Here is a 12,702-nt window from a genome sequence, read left to right as displayed (position 1 = left end):
AGAAACGGTTGTGGGGCGGGATTGCGCCGTAAGGGCTGTTTGGTGTCACAGGCCGTCTTTCAATGATCTGGAAGATGGGGTTGGAGGACGCGTGGTTTCGGTTCCCCTCATGGCGGAAATCTTTTGAGGTGGGCTTAACACCCCCTCTGCTAGGAGAGACCGTACCAGGCGCCGCGGCCAGCACCGTGAGGACGAGGTGCCCTTTATACACGAGCGCCTTGAGATGATCCTTGATGGTATGGCGGCTTGCGTCGGTGATCCGTGCAGCCCCCGCGACCGAGATCCGCCCATGCCGGTACGCCCTTTGCCCTCACATTGCCGAATGCGCAGTCTATCTGATAGAGAGCGGGCGTGAATGCGATGGATGGCAAAGCGGAGACGATTGTGCTGCAGGAACCGATGAGTGAGGCGAAGATGCGCCATTTCAAAGCTCCCGTCTTCGCCGTTGCGCCGATGATCGACTGGACGGATCGGTGTATTTTTTGTATTATATAACAATGCGATATACTAGTTTTAATGTGCCAAGTACCAACCGCATTTTGATTGAACCTAGAATTTTGAAAATTCGAGTGTCGGCATGATGGCGTTTCCGTTTCAACAATGAGCAGCATCGTGTCGGCGTTACGCTGACTGTTCGCCCAAACCCTCGATCGCCCGAGGTGAACGGGCGACGCTCAGTCGATCTGATGACGTCAGTTAGGTGAGGGACGGACCTTGTATGCTTGGCTGACGCTCCGGGACAGATCTACAGGTCGTTTGCTGGGGCCGATGCAACCAAATCGGCGTGCTCTGGGCAGAGATATGCTCGACTGCGAGATGGATAGCGCAGCCACGATCAGCCTTTGCCGTAAGGCCAGGCCCGTTCCAGCAGGCCGGGCAGGATCTCGTCTGAAAAACGCTGCGGGTCAGCCCTATCGAAGAGATATTTCGCCTTGCCGTCGAGGATGAGGTTCGCCATGCCATGGATCGACGACCAGACGGAAAACAGATCGGCCGCGCGCATTCAGGCCTTGCCTATGCGCTTCTCTGCGCCGCCTATATGCCGCTGCATCTATGGGACTTCTTTCGTCCCGACCCGGTCTTTGCGCCGCCATTTGCAGCGCTGACCCGTGTCTTCGTCCAGATCCTGTTCATCGCGGCAGGCTGGACACTGTGGACGAGGCAATAGTTTACCACACAATCACGATGAAAGTTCTTGATCTGCTCATGAGTCGGCCCACTTAGTCTTGCCGGCTGCGGCGGCAGGACCTAACAGCGTGGCACTGCGGCGTATCATTCGGGGGCCGTCGTCCGGAAACGATCCAAGCTGGCCTCGGTTCTCGCTTAGGTATAAGTCGTTCGCCTCCTACCTTGCATGCTGACATGATGCGCCTGTAGAAAGCATCCATGCATGCGAGGGCTAGGTGAATGGCGGGGCGTACAAAGTCGGACGTAAAGACCAGTAAGGATGAGATCCTGCGCGTAGCCGTGGAGGAGTTCGCCAAGCGGGGATTTGCGGCGGTCCGTGTTGATGAAATCGCCCGGCGCGCCGACATCAACAAGCAACTGATCTATTACTATTTCGGCAGTAAGGTCGGTCTCTACGATGCTGTGCTGGAAAGCATGGTCGATCGCTCGACGCCGGCATGGGAAACTCTTGCCGAGTCTGACTTCAAGGGCCTGCTGACGGCCTACTTCTCCGGCAAAGGTCATCGCACCGGCGCAAAATGGCGCCGGCTGCTCATCTGGGAGGGAATCGAATATGGCGCGCATCCGCATCAGACGATCCGCCTCGAACAGCTGCGGGCGAATGCCTATGACGTCCAGACAAAGATTGTTGCACGCGAGATCGAAAAAGGCTGCCTGCCGCAGGGGGTCGATCCGAAAATCCTGTCGCTGATGATGACGATTGCCAGCATCGGGCCGGAACTTCTGCCGCAAGTGACGAAATTGATCACCGGCAAGGAGGCCAATGATCCCGGTCTGCGCGAAGAAATGTATGCGACTTTCGTTGCCATGCTGGACACAATGGCGAAGGCAAAGCCCGTGGCCGTGCCGGAAACCGCACAAGACTAAGTGTGGGGCGCGATCGCTCTCATTTCGCGATCTGCCGAAACCTATCGACGCTTGATTTCGACGCGCCAGTCCTGATGGTCCATCAGGGCATTGAGGGCGAAATCCCGTGCCGCCTCGACGTGCTTGACCACGGCTGCTGCCGCGCGGTCGGCATTTCTGTCTTCCAGGGCCTCCAGCAGCGCGTAATACTCGGCCTTTGATGCCGCCCGTCGTGCAGGCGAGGTGGAGGCAAGGTTGCGCAGCACGAAGATGCGCGCATACAAGGGTTCGATCACGCTTTTGATGGCGCTGTTGCCGCAACGGGTGAAAAAGATCTCATCGAAGGCCGTCATCACCGGCGAGCGGCTGTCGCGCCCAATGGCCTCGAAGGCCCGGCGGAGATCCCGCATGTCGTCATCCAGTGCGCGTTCGCAAAACAGGCGCGCGGTATAGGATTCGACGACAGCGCGTACCTCATAAATGTGGCGCGCCTCGCTCATGCTCGGCAGGGAAATCTGCACGCCCCTGACGGAGGGTTCGACCAGCCGTTGAGCCTCCAGCACCCGCAAGGCCTCGCGCACGGATGTCCGGCTGGATTTGGTCAGCTCGATCAGTTCGACTTCCGTGATACGGCGGCCAGGCAGCAGCGTGCCGTCAAGAATCGCTGCCCGCAACTGGTCGGCAACCTTATCGCGCAGCAGCTTTCGCGAGTCTGTATCGGTGTGGTCTTCTGCACTCACGGATGCGGGTTCCCGTCGATTTTACAAGGCCATTGACGGCAGTCAGTCGCAGGACCAGATGGCCACCGAAGCGCCGGCCTTTTCGTAAGGCCGATCCCAGTAGAACGGGTTCCCTTCAACTGCAAGTGGCGAGACCAGCTGTTCGGTAGCGCCTCTGGGGCTTGCATATACCTTTGCCTCCCATGGACCGTCCAGTGGTAACTTGATGACCGGTTGCGGGCTGACGAAGCCCTGTTCGTACAGCAGCCGCGCGGTTCTGGCCAAGGACAGCCGGGCCGTGGAGCCGCGCCCCGTCGTGAGCCGCCGGGTCAGGCCGCGGATTGCGGCAGCGGCCAACTGGTAGGCCGTGCCGAAATCCAGGACCTCGACGGGAAGGTGGCGGGGCCGGCTGGCATCCACTTCAAGCCCGAGTGCCACCAGCGGCAGGCGGTTTTCAAGATCTGCCTGGGCCCATTCGCTGGTCGCGTTGCAGATGCCGGTGCTGTATTGCACGAGAGAGTCAAAGCCGCGCCGCTCTTTCCACGGGCCAGTCCAGCCATAGGCATTGAGGCGGACCTGAACGAGATCCGGCTGTGCCTCGTCGAGGCGCTCGCTGGTAATGCCGAGCTTTTCCAGCGATCCGGGGCGATAGCCATGAAACAAAACATCTGCCCTGGAGACGAGGTCGAGAAATCTTTGCATGCCCTCGGGGCTTCTCATGTCGAGGAAGGCCCAGCGCTTGCCAAGTCCAAGATCGTTTCCGGCGCCGAACATGCCCTGGCTTTCGTCTGAACCGGGCGCATCGAGCCGAAGCACTTCCGCACCGCAGGAGGCGAGAAACCGTGTGGCGACGGGGCCGCTCACCACACGCGTCATGTCGAGCACGCGCAGGCCTGCAAGCGGTCGCCCCGGTGTGGGCTTCCAGGCGCTGCGAAAGCCTGCCGTGCCGGCATTGATGTCGATCTGCGCGATCGGTTCGGCCTGCAGCGCCTGGCCTTGCGGATGCGCGCGCCAATCGTTCAACGTGCGGCTTGCGGCAACGGCTGCTCCGGCATCGATCAGCCGTTGCTCGATGTCGTCTGCATCATATTTGCAGATCTCAGCGGCAAAGGCCTCCGGCGTTTCTGCAACGCCCAAGGCTTCTGCCGCGCGGCGCCGAAGCGTGGGCATCGATCCCTGAACCCGCAGCCAGCGCCCGTCTCCGGTGGCAAATTCAGTCATCCACGGGCCGGTGCCATGTGTTGTCTGCTTCGTTCCGATGAGGCGAGAAGGGCCGGGCGGCAGGTGAAACCAGCCGCTGGCAAGTGTGCGGTCAACGGTCACGCTCGGGGTCTTTTGCCCGGCCGTACCCATCAGTTCGGCAACCGCCAATCCTGCCGCCGCAAAGGATGCAGCAGCCAGATCCGTCGCGGCAAAGGGTGAGGGGAGTGCCCGATCACCGGTAAATTGCACCTCTTGTGCCAGAGAAGCAGCGCCGCCAAGGCCCTGCCAGATCTCGGCGAGAAAGGCATGCGCATGTGTGGCCCGCGCGATGTCCTGTTTTATGTTCATGATCAAGCCTCCCAGCCCTTTAACTCAATTCCGAACCAGACTTCGCAGAAGGGGATCGAACTGCGGCGCCTTATCCGATGCTTGCCTCGTTCCCTCCATGAGGCTTTCTCCCACGGCCTCATCTGCCGATTCCATGTCGAGCAACCGATCTACGATCCGCGCAATCATCGCATCGGAGCCGGCTTCTTCGACGGGCATATCCCGGGTCAAGGCCGGAGCCTTAGCCGGAGAAGCAGGTGTATACCCATGCAGGCGCATGGGAAAACCCTTCAGCCAACTTTCGCCCTTCAGGATCACTCGGCGTTTCTCAAGATCGACATCCTCTGCCCGGTCTGCCGCCGTTCGCACCGGCACGGCCGGAACCCCGGCATCCAGAAGCAGATCGATGGCCTGTTCGACCGTCAAAGCCTGAGACCACCGAGCGATGATCGCATCAATGGCTGATTGACTGTCGAACCAAGCGTCAGAGGACGGTAGATTGGCAAGGTCGGTGATCACGTCGGCGAGCGCTTGCCTGTGCGCGGGCGTGCTGCAGGCAATCGCAATCCATGTGCCTTCCACTTTGCAGGGATAGGTATCATGTGGAACCTTGCCGCGCAGGCGGTTGCCATCGCGAACGGGTTCCTTGGCGTCAAAGGCCACCTCGGCAAGGCTTGGCGCCAGCGTCCAGGCTACGACTTCTCTCTGGGATACGTCGATATGCACGCCGGCACGACCGGTGACGAGACCATGGGCGATGAGTGCCGCCCCGGCAAGCGAGATCACCTGATCGGGGTAGTTCACGGCAAGCGTTGTCCAAAGCGGTGGCCCTTGCCGGTATCCGGTCATCGCCGCAAGGCCGGATATCAGGTCCAGCGTCGAGCCATAGGAACTGTAGCCGGCTTCCGGTCCGCTTTGTCCCTGGCTTGAAAGCGACAGGTAGATCAGATTGGGGTTGAGCTTGCTCAGACTTTCCGGGTCCACGCCGAGCCTTTGCGTCACTCCGATCCGATAGTTCTCGACGACGATATGGGCACGGGCACACAATTCCTGGACGATCTTGCGGCCATGTGGCGTCTTCATGTCAACGTTGAGACCGATCTTGCCGGCATTGTTGGACGCAAAGACCGGCGATTCCGGCGGGGCTTTGCCTTCGCCATTATTGCCCCATTGGCGGAAGGGATCAGGGCGGCTAACGGATTCCACCTTGATGACGGTTGCGCCGTAGTCTGCCAGAAGCCGTGAGGTCGCAGCACCGGCGGTGATAATGCCGAAATCAACGACGACCAGCCCGGATAGCGGACCCTTCCCGAGTGTGGACGCAGGTTTCCAGCTTTTCGTGCTGGTGGCAGGCGTCTCCCGGAAGGGCAGGCGGACAACGGGTTCGCTTTGGCGTCGCTCCTCTGGGTTCAGCACAAAACCGCGATCGATGAATTGCGCATCACTCAGCAATGTGGCGAGGTCCGCTGCATAGCCGAAAGGCAGCCCCAGCGCCTGCGACTGGTGATAGATGTCCTGGGCACTGCGGGTGCTGACCCATTCGGCAAGGACCGTCCAGACTTCATCCGCGCGTCGGTTGCGCTCTGCTGCACTGTTCAAGGCGGGATCGGCCAGCCGTTCATCGCCAAGCAGCTGAACAATCGCCTGCCACTGGTCGAGCTGATAGATCACGCCCACCCAGCCATCCGTGGCAGGCAGAATGCGCCAGGCACCCATGGATGAGCCGCTGCGCGTCGGTGCCGTGCCGGATGTCTGGAAGGCGACATCGCTCTTCCAGTCCATATAGGCAACCACGTCGGCGCTTGAGACCTCGACGATATCACCGCTGCCGTTCACCTCCCGCTTCAGGATTGCCAGCATGGCGCCGTAAAGGCCGATCCAGGCTGAGGCATTTTCCGCCTGGTTGCCGCCAAGCTTCAAGGGCGGCGCACCCGGTTCGCCGATCATGCTCATCAGGCCGCCATAGGCTTCGGCCAGCATGCTGTCGGCGGGAAGGTCGGCAAAACGCCCCTCAAGGCCGAAGGCGGTGAGCGATACGATGACGAGAGACGGGTAGAGGCTTGCAAGGCGGGCCGGTTCAAGGCCGAGCGCGCTTGCCTCTGTCGGCGTCAGGTCGAGGAGCAGAATATCGGCTGAGGCGCATTCCGCGATGATCCTGCTGGCGAGAGTGGCGTCTATGGCAAGATCATGCGTGGCCTTGCCTGCATGAAAGGCGACATAGGTGAAAGGACCCTCCTGAAATGCCGGGCATTGTCTGGGGCCAAATTGCACCACGTGATGGCCGAGTGCAGCGAGCAGACGCCCGCAAACGGCCGGCGCAATCGTGGAGGAAACCTCCACGACGCGCAATGTGTTGGAGCGGCCTGTCATGACGGCGTTCCGGGACTGGCGCTGCCTTCCCTGATCCTTGCCAGTTCCTTGCTGCGGGCCATCAGCGGGGGAACTGTCGCTTCTCCCAGCGCAATGGCTGCGGACCATTCCGAGACTTCGGATGGAACCTTCCACAGCATACGTTTGCAGGCACGCAGGCATTCGATATCGACCTTGGCCAGACGACGCGCCAAGGCCATGGCTTCCTCTTCAAGCGCTGCTGCGGGAACAGAGCGGTTTATGAGGCCCCAATCGGCGGCCTTCTGGCCGTCGATCCGTTCGCCGGTGAGCAGCAGCCAGGCGGCCCGCTTGTTGCTCACCCGCAGCTGCGTCGAGGGGCCGGCCATTGCGGCATACATATTAAAGCCGATCTCCGGCATGCCGAAGGTGGCTTCGTCTGCGGCAATCGCCAGATCGGCGACATTGACGAGGGTGAGGCCGCCGCCCAGTGCAAAGCCATTGACGGCGGCGATGATGATGGCCGGGTGGCCACGCAGTTCTTCCTGCACTTCGGCCCAGTTGGAGCGGCGGTCCAGTTCGGCGTCGCCAGAGCTGACCTGGCCTTCCTTGATATCGACGCCGGCGCAAAAGGCCGAGCCTGTGCCGGTGATGAGGATCACCTTGGCGGTCTCGCGGCATTCGTCCAGCGCCTTGATGATGCCGACGCGCGAGGCGCGGTTCATGGCATTGCGCTGGTTGGGGCGGTTGAAGGTGATCTTTGTCAGACCATCATCGAAATGTTCGACGAGGATCGGGGTTTCGCTGGTTGCGTCCATCACTTCACCACCTTGAACTTGGGGATTGCGCGCTCGTCGCTCAACTGTTCGAAAACCACTTCAAGATTCATGTCGCAGTGCAGGTTTTCAGGCGGATCGACGATGGTGGACATCATGAATGGACCTTCCTCGAGCTGAACGAAGGCAACGAGATAGGGACCTTCATCGGCAAAGGCCGGGAAGTATTTCTGGTGCATGACGATCCACGACCACAGCTTGGCGCGGCCGCTGACTTTGCGCCATTCAAGGCCAGGCTCCAGCGAGACCCGATCCACGGGATAATCGGGGAATTGCGGAATGCCGGATGTGCCATATTGCAGGCGCAACTCGCCGGCGAGCGTTCCTTCCCAAAAGCCGCGATTGCCGTCGGTGATTTCGGGCATCATCTGGATAAGCTTTGCGGTGTCCATGGCATCACTCCCCGATCAGGATGTGCGACGACACGATCGGTGATGCGCACATGTATTGGACGATGTTGCAATTGGGGATCTGGCGCGCGCCGGCCTCGCCACGTATCTGGCGAACGGCTTCGACATGGTGTCCCCAGCCCTGCATATAGCTTTCGGCGGTGTGGCCACCGGCCGTGTTGATCGGCATTTCGCCTGTGAGACCGATCCGGTCGAGGCTTGCCCAGCGCCAGGCTTCGCCTCTCGGGGCATAGTCGAAACCTTCAAGGCTGAAGAGGACGGTGGGCGTGAAATTGTCGTAAATCTGCGCGCAGTCCATGTCTTTCGGTTGAAGACCGCTTTCGCCGTAAACGCGTCCGCCGACATCCTGGCAGATGTCGTAAAACAGGTTGGTATCGGAATAGAAGTTGCTGATCGTTGTTGCCGCGGCCTTGGCGGCGACGCGAACCGGGCGCTTGGCAAGGTCCTTGGCGCGGTCCATCGAGGCCAGAATAACGGCCACGCCGCCGTCATTGATGATGCAATAGTCAAACAGGCGAAGCGGCTCGGCAATATAGCGCGATGCCATATACTGATCTTCCGTCAACGCTTCGCGCATCACAGCCACGGGGTTGAGAAGCGCATTGTTGCGATTGTTGATCGCAATATTGGCAAGCGCATTGTCCGGCGCATTGTAGAGATGCTGATAGCGCCGATACATGTGCGCCAGAGAAGCGCCCGGCGACGTCATCCCGTATATGCCGTCATACTGCATCGTGGGCGTGCCGACATAGCCGCCATATTTCATCTGCACCGAGCGACCGTTATTGCCGTAGACGCAGGCCACCACATCGGCCTGTCCTGTCTCGATCAATGTCGTGGCCATTTGAAAGGATACGCCGCTCATGCGGCCGGAGCCTTCCAGGCCGTTGACATAGCGCAGCGACTTGAAGCCCATGGCATCGGCCGATGCCGCATATTCGATGCGCGACGTGATCAGACCGTCGACTTCGTTCTTGTGTAGACCCGCATCATCCAGCGCGGCCTTCAGCGCTTCTATGCCGAGAGCGGTTTCGTTCCGCCGGGCATCCTTTTGGGCGTAAAGCGCGCCGAAATCGGTTTGCCCGACCCCGACGACCGCCACCTGTCTCTTTGAACTCATGTAAGCCTCCTCGCCGATTTGCAGAGGAATCCGCAGATCCCTGCCGCGTTTTGGTCGCGACGTTCCTGATTGACGTGCATCGAGCCTGCGCGAGGACCCTGTGGTCTCGTCGCCAAAAGCCCGTCAGTCTGTTGTCGCGCCATCCTCCCCGGAAACGTCAGATGAAGTTTCCGTATGACGAAAATATCGCTACAGCCATACGAATATCCTGTCAAGCGTCGGCGATTGGGAGAAGTTTTTACACGAGAAATCGGTGTGTTTGTGGGTTCAGAATTGCGCCATCTACCTAATATAGCAATAAATATCAGTTATTTATGGATCTAAACCTCTTTGTGCTCGGGTTGGGGCCAGGATGTGCGTGCCCGTATATCGAGAGTGACTCTAAAAAGATTTTGAAGCGGTTGACGGCAATCGGATACTGCGTTACGAATTTATCGTCATACAAAAATGACGTGCCAATTGACGGTTCGGATATAGCGAGGGGAGGCGCTGTGTCGGAGGAGCGAGCCGATGAACCTCCTTACCTACGAACAGGCATTGGGCAGCGAGGATGGCTGTCGGGAGGAATATCTGATGTATGAAGGTCTCCGGAACACGTGGGCGGGTCAGCCTTTGGTCCGCAAGAATATGCTCATCGACGGCAAATGGGTGGCGGCCTCCGACCAGGCGACGCTTAGCTGCCTTGATCCTTATTCGGAGCAGGAATGGGCTGAAGTTCCGGTTGCAACCGTATCGGATGTCGATCATGCGGTATCTTCTGCCAGACGCGCTTTTGACAGCGGCATCTGGTCGAATGCGCCGCCGGCGGCCCGTTTTGCGGCGCTGCGCAGGCTTGGGCAGTTGATCGAGGATAATGTCGAGGCGCTGGCGCTGGCCCAGGTTCGCGAAAACGGCAAGCTGATGACGGAAATGGTGCCGAGCACCCGTGCGGTGGCCAGCGATTCGCATTTCTTCGGCGCGCTGGGTGAAATGACGCATGGTTACACCGTCGAGCCGAGCATTCCGAATTTCACGGCCTATACCCGCCGCGAGCCGATCGGTGTTGTGGCAGCTATCACGCCGTGGAACAACCCGCTGGTCCTGCTGGGCTGGAAGCTGTTCCCCGCGCTTGCGGCTGGCAATACCATCGTCATCAAACCATCGGAGGTAACCCCGGTCTCGACGCTGATGCTGGGCGAGTTGATCGAGAAGGCGGGCATCCCTGCCGGTGTCGTCAATATCATAACCGGCGCGGGCGCAACGGGGCAGGCACTTGTGCAGCACCCGGATGTCGACAAGATCGCCTTCACCGGCTCGACCCAGACCGGCGTGGCGATTGCCAAGATTGCCGCCGAGCGCCAGGCGCGCGTGTCGCTGGAACTGGGCGGCAAGTCGCCGAACATCGTCTTCAACGATGCCAACCTGTCGTCTGCCATCAATGGTGTCATCGGCGGCATCTTTGCGGCAGCCGGCCAGGCCTGCAATGCCGGTTCGCGGGTGCTTGTGCAGCGCGGTGTCTACAATGAATTCCTTGAGCGCTTGTCGCAAAGGGCAAATGCCTTTCGCATGGGAGATCCGCTGGCCGCCGATACCGAGATCGGCCCGCTGTCCTCGCGCGCCCAGATGGCGAAGGTCACCAGCTATTTCGACATTGCCAGGGGCGAGAACCTCAACCTTGCGGCAGGCGGTGTACGGTTGGACCGTCCGGGTCTGTTCGTTTCGCCGACAGTCTATGCCGATCCGCCGAAAGCTTCCCGTCTCGTGCGAGAGGAAATCTTCGGCCCCGTCGCGATGGTCATGCCGTTCGATGACGAGCAGGAAGCGGTAACGCTGGCGAATGATACGATTTTTGGTCTGGCCTCCGGCGTCTGGACTCAGAACCTGTCGCTTGCCCATCGGATGATCAAGAAGATCCGCGCCGGAACGGTCTGGGTCAATACCTATCGCATGGGTGGGCATGTCATTCCGTTCGGCGGCTTCAAGGCAAGCGGGGTCGGACGCGAAATGGGTCTGCACGCGCTTGATCAGTATACCGAATCCAAGAGCGTCTGGATCAACACCGACGCGCAGTCGTGAGTTGTCTCACCCCAAAGGTCATCGAACCGATGGCCAGCATCCGGCGCGCTGGTGCGCCGGACAAGGCATTGACGCAAGCCTGTTTTATGTTCTGGAGAGTGACATGTTGGACAAGATATCGGTAGTCGACGATCAGAATGGCATTCTTCCGATGTGGATCGGCGGACGCAAGGTCTTGGCGGCGTCCGGCAAGACGGTCGATATCGTCAACCCGGCAAGCGGCGAACCGATCGCCCAGTCGTCGGTCGCGGGCCATGCCGAGGTGGACATGGCGGTTGCTACAGCGTCGGCCACATTCGAAAGCCGCATCTGGCGTTCGAAGACTGCAGATGAGAAGGCGCGCATCCTCTGGCGGATCGCCGATCTGGTCGAGCTGCATGGCGCTGAACTTCTGGAGATGGAGATCTCCAATCTGGGTTCGGCACGGTATTTCTGCCAGTATTTGGTGACAAAGGCTGCTGAGAGTTTCCGCTATTATGCCGGCTGGACGTCGAAGATCACGGGTCAGGCCGGCGATGTTTCTTCGTCCGGTGTGCGAATGTTTGCGCATACGCGAAAGCAGCCGATCGGGGTTGTCGGGCTGATTACCCCATGGAACTTCCCATTGATGGCGGCGGCCTGGAAGATTGCGCCGGCCCTTGCAGCAGGTTGCAGCATCGTTCTGAAACCCGCACTGGAAACGCCGCTTTCCACCCTGCGGCTTGCCGAATTGATCGAAGAGGCGGGCGTGCCGGCCGGCGTTGTGAATATCGTCACTGGCGATGCCGAGGCTGGCGCTGCCATTGCGGCCCATCCGCTGATCCGCAAAATCTCGTTTACCGGTTCGGGTGTGACGGCCAAGAAAGTGGTCGAAGCCTCTGCCGGCAATCTGAAGAGGCTGACGCTCGAGCTTGGCGGCAAGTCGCCGCTGGTGATTTTCCCGGATGCCGATCTGGAAAAGGCAGCGCAGGCGGCAGCCTCAGTGATGTTCGTCAATAGCGGCCAAGCCTGCGTTGCCGGTACGCGCCTCTACATCCACAGCAGCATTTACGATGAGGTTGTCGAGCGCATCAAGGCGGTCATTCAGCATATCAAGATCGGTGATGCGAAGGATGCTGACACGATGATGGGGCCGCTCGTCTCGCAGCGGCATCTCAATCGCGTATTGGAGCTTGTCGAATCCGGTCGTGCGCAAGGCGCGACAATCGCCTTCGGCGGCGAGCCTGTGAACCGGCCAGGTTATTTCTTACCGCCGACCCTGATTACCGGCGCGACCAGGGATATGCGTGTGATGCAGGAGGAGATATTCGGTCCCGTCGTCTGTGCCCAGCCCTTCGATGATCTGGATGCGCTGATGCCGGAACTGAACGCTTCGGAATATGGTCTTGCCTCCTACATCTGGTCACAAAACACCGCGACGGTGGAGCGTTTCGTCGAGCAGATCGAGGCCGGCAATGTCTATGTCAACAATGGCGGCTACATGGATTACGGCGTGCCTTTCGGCGGCTTCAAGCAATCCGGCTATGGTTACGAGCATGGTGCTGTGGGGCTGGAAGCTTACCTGGAAACAAAGGCGGTGTTCAGCTGCTGAATATGTGGGCGGTGGTATGAATATCGCGCCGTGTCATGATGGTCGTGCCCACCAACGCGTGGATATACTTGCGAAGGTAAGGCCTTCGTAATGCGCTATA

Annotated in this window: 11 protein-coding genes; 4 read left to right on the top strand and 7 right to left on the bottom strand. The window is 59.8% G+C overall.

All coding sequences use genetic code 11. The features are described 5' to 3' along the window. Nucleotides 1-835 precede the first annotated feature (835 nt). Nucleotides 836-958, bottom strand: coding sequence for a hypothetical protein (locus E8M77_RS24370; protein ID WP_281408176.1), 123 nt, complete (start codon nt 956-958; stop codon nt 836-838). Nucleotides 959-961: 3 nt separating this feature from the next. Between E8M77_RS24370 and E8M77_RS07435 the strand changes: the two genes are divergently transcribed. After that, nucleotides 962-1,168: a hypothetical protein gene (locus E8M77_RS07435; RefSeq protein WP_137130000.1), complete on the top strand. Its 207-nt coding sequence runs from the start codon at nt 962-964 to the stop codon at nt 1,166-1,168. 239 nt (nt 1,169-1,407) lie between these two features. After that, nucleotides 1,408-2,055: a TetR/AcrR family transcriptional regulator gene (locus E8M77_RS07430; RefSeq protein ID WP_137129999.1), complete on the top strand. Its 648-nt coding sequence runs from the start codon at nt 1,408-1,410 to the stop codon at nt 2,053-2,055. Between the two features lie 41 nt (nt 2,056-2,096). On the opposite strand, the gene E8M77_RS07425 is transcribed toward E8M77_RS07430, so the two are convergent. Genes E8M77_RS07425 through E8M77_RS07400 form a run of 6 tightly spaced genes read right to left on the bottom strand, consistent with a single transcriptional unit; the run spans nt 2,097 to nt 8,977 of the window. Beyond that, nucleotides 2,097-2,774: a GntR family transcriptional regulator gene (locus E8M77_RS07425; protein WP_137129998.1), complete on the bottom strand. Its 678-nt coding sequence runs from the start codon at nt 2,772-2,774 to the stop codon at nt 2,097-2,099. Nucleotides 2,775-2,816: 42 nt separating this feature from the next. Next, on the bottom strand, nt 2,817-4,304 hold the full coding sequence (locus tag E8M77_RS07420) for a CoA transferase (RefSeq protein WP_137129997.1): 1,488 nt from the start codon (nt 4,302-4,304) through the stop codon (nt 2,817-2,819). Nucleotides 4,305-4,328: 24 nt separating this feature from the next. Beyond that, a complete protein-coding gene (locus E8M77_RS07415; protein ID WP_170975782.1) occupies nt 4,329-6,653 on the bottom strand; it encodes a CoA transferase in 2,325 nt (774 codons plus the stop codon). After that, complete coding sequence (locus E8M77_RS07410; protein WP_137129995.1) at nt 6,650-7,429, bottom strand: enoyl-CoA hydratase/isomerase family protein; 780 nt, start codon at nt 7,427-7,429, stop codon at nt 6,650-6,652. The genes E8M77_RS07415 and E8M77_RS07410 overlap by 4 nt, the downstream gene beginning before the upstream one ends. Next, nucleotides 7,429-7,839: an OB-fold domain-containing protein gene (locus E8M77_RS07405; RefSeq protein WP_137129994.1), complete on the bottom strand. Its 411-nt coding sequence runs from the start codon at nt 7,837-7,839 to the stop codon at nt 7,429-7,431. The genes E8M77_RS07410 and E8M77_RS07405 overlap by 1 nt, the downstream gene beginning before the upstream one ends. A 4-nt stretch (nt 7,840-7,843) precedes the next feature. Further along, nucleotides 7,844-8,977: a thiolase family protein gene (locus E8M77_RS07400; protein ID WP_137129993.1), complete on the bottom strand. Its 1,134-nt coding sequence runs from the start codon at nt 8,975-8,977 to the stop codon at nt 7,844-7,846. Between the two features lie 510 nt (nt 8,978-9,487). Between E8M77_RS07400 and E8M77_RS07395 the strand changes: the two genes are divergently transcribed. Both E8M77_RS07395 and E8M77_RS07390 read left to right on the top strand, forming a co-directional pair. Further along, nucleotides 9,488-11,032: an aldehyde dehydrogenase gene (locus E8M77_RS07395; protein WP_246659166.1), complete on the top strand. Its 1,545-nt coding sequence runs from the start codon at nt 9,488-9,490 to the stop codon at nt 11,030-11,032. Between the two features lie 103 nt (nt 11,033-11,135). Next, nucleotides 11,136-12,602 carry an aldehyde dehydrogenase family protein gene (locus tag E8M77_RS07390; RefSeq protein WP_170975781.1) on the top strand — a complete coding sequence of 489 codons (1,467 nt, stop codon included), beginning with the start codon at nt 11,136-11,138 and terminating at the stop codon, nt 12,600-12,602. Nucleotides 12,603-12,702: the final 100 nt, after the last annotated feature.

The organism is Rhizobium sp. FY34, from assembly GCF_005222845.1.
GTDB lineage: Bacteria > Pseudomonadota > Alphaproteobacteria > Rhizobiales > Rhizobiaceae > Neorhizobium.
Note: the sequence above shows the minus strand (reverse complement) of the source record. Positions and strands in the feature narration are given on the sequence as shown.

Bases quoted from the DNA above. Each gene is read 5' to 3' on its own strand.
- E8M77_RS07420 (WP_137129997.1), bottom strand. From the start codon at position 4,304: ATGAACATAAAACAGGACATCGCGCGGGCCACACATGCGCATGCCTTT.
- E8M77_RS07415 (WP_170975782.1), bottom strand. From the start codon at position 6,653: ATGACAGGCCGCTCCAACACATTGCGCGTCGTGGAGGTTTCCTCCACG.
- E8M77_RS24370 (WP_281408176.1), bottom strand. From the start codon at position 958: ATGGCGAACCTCATCCTCGACGGCAAGGCGAAATATCTCTTCGATAGG.
- E8M77_RS07410 (WP_137129995.1), bottom strand. From the start codon at position 7,429: ATGGACGCAACCAGCGAAACCCCGATCCTCGTCGAACATTTCGATGAT.
- E8M77_RS07400 (WP_137129993.1), bottom strand. From the start codon at position 8,977: ATGAGTTCAAAGAGACAGGTGGCGGTCGTCGGGGTCGGGCAAACCGAT.
- E8M77_RS07395 (WP_246659166.1), top strand. From the start codon at position 9,488: ATGAACCTCCTTACCTACGAACAGGCATTGGGCAGCGAGGATGGCTGT.
- E8M77_RS07405 (WP_137129994.1), bottom strand. From the start codon at position 7,839: ATGGACACCGCAAAGCTTATCCAGATGATGCCCGAAATCACCGACGGC.
- E8M77_RS07435 (WP_137130000.1), top strand. From the start codon at position 962: ATGGATCGACGACCAGACGGAAAACAGATCGGCCGCGCGCATTCAGGC.
- E8M77_RS07390 (WP_170975781.1), top strand. From the start codon at position 11,136: ATGTTGGACAAGATATCGGTAGTCGACGATCAGAATGGCATTCTTCCG.
- E8M77_RS07430 (WP_137129999.1), top strand. From the start codon at position 1,408: ATGGCGGGGCGTACAAAGTCGGACGTAAAGACCAGTAAGGATGAGATC.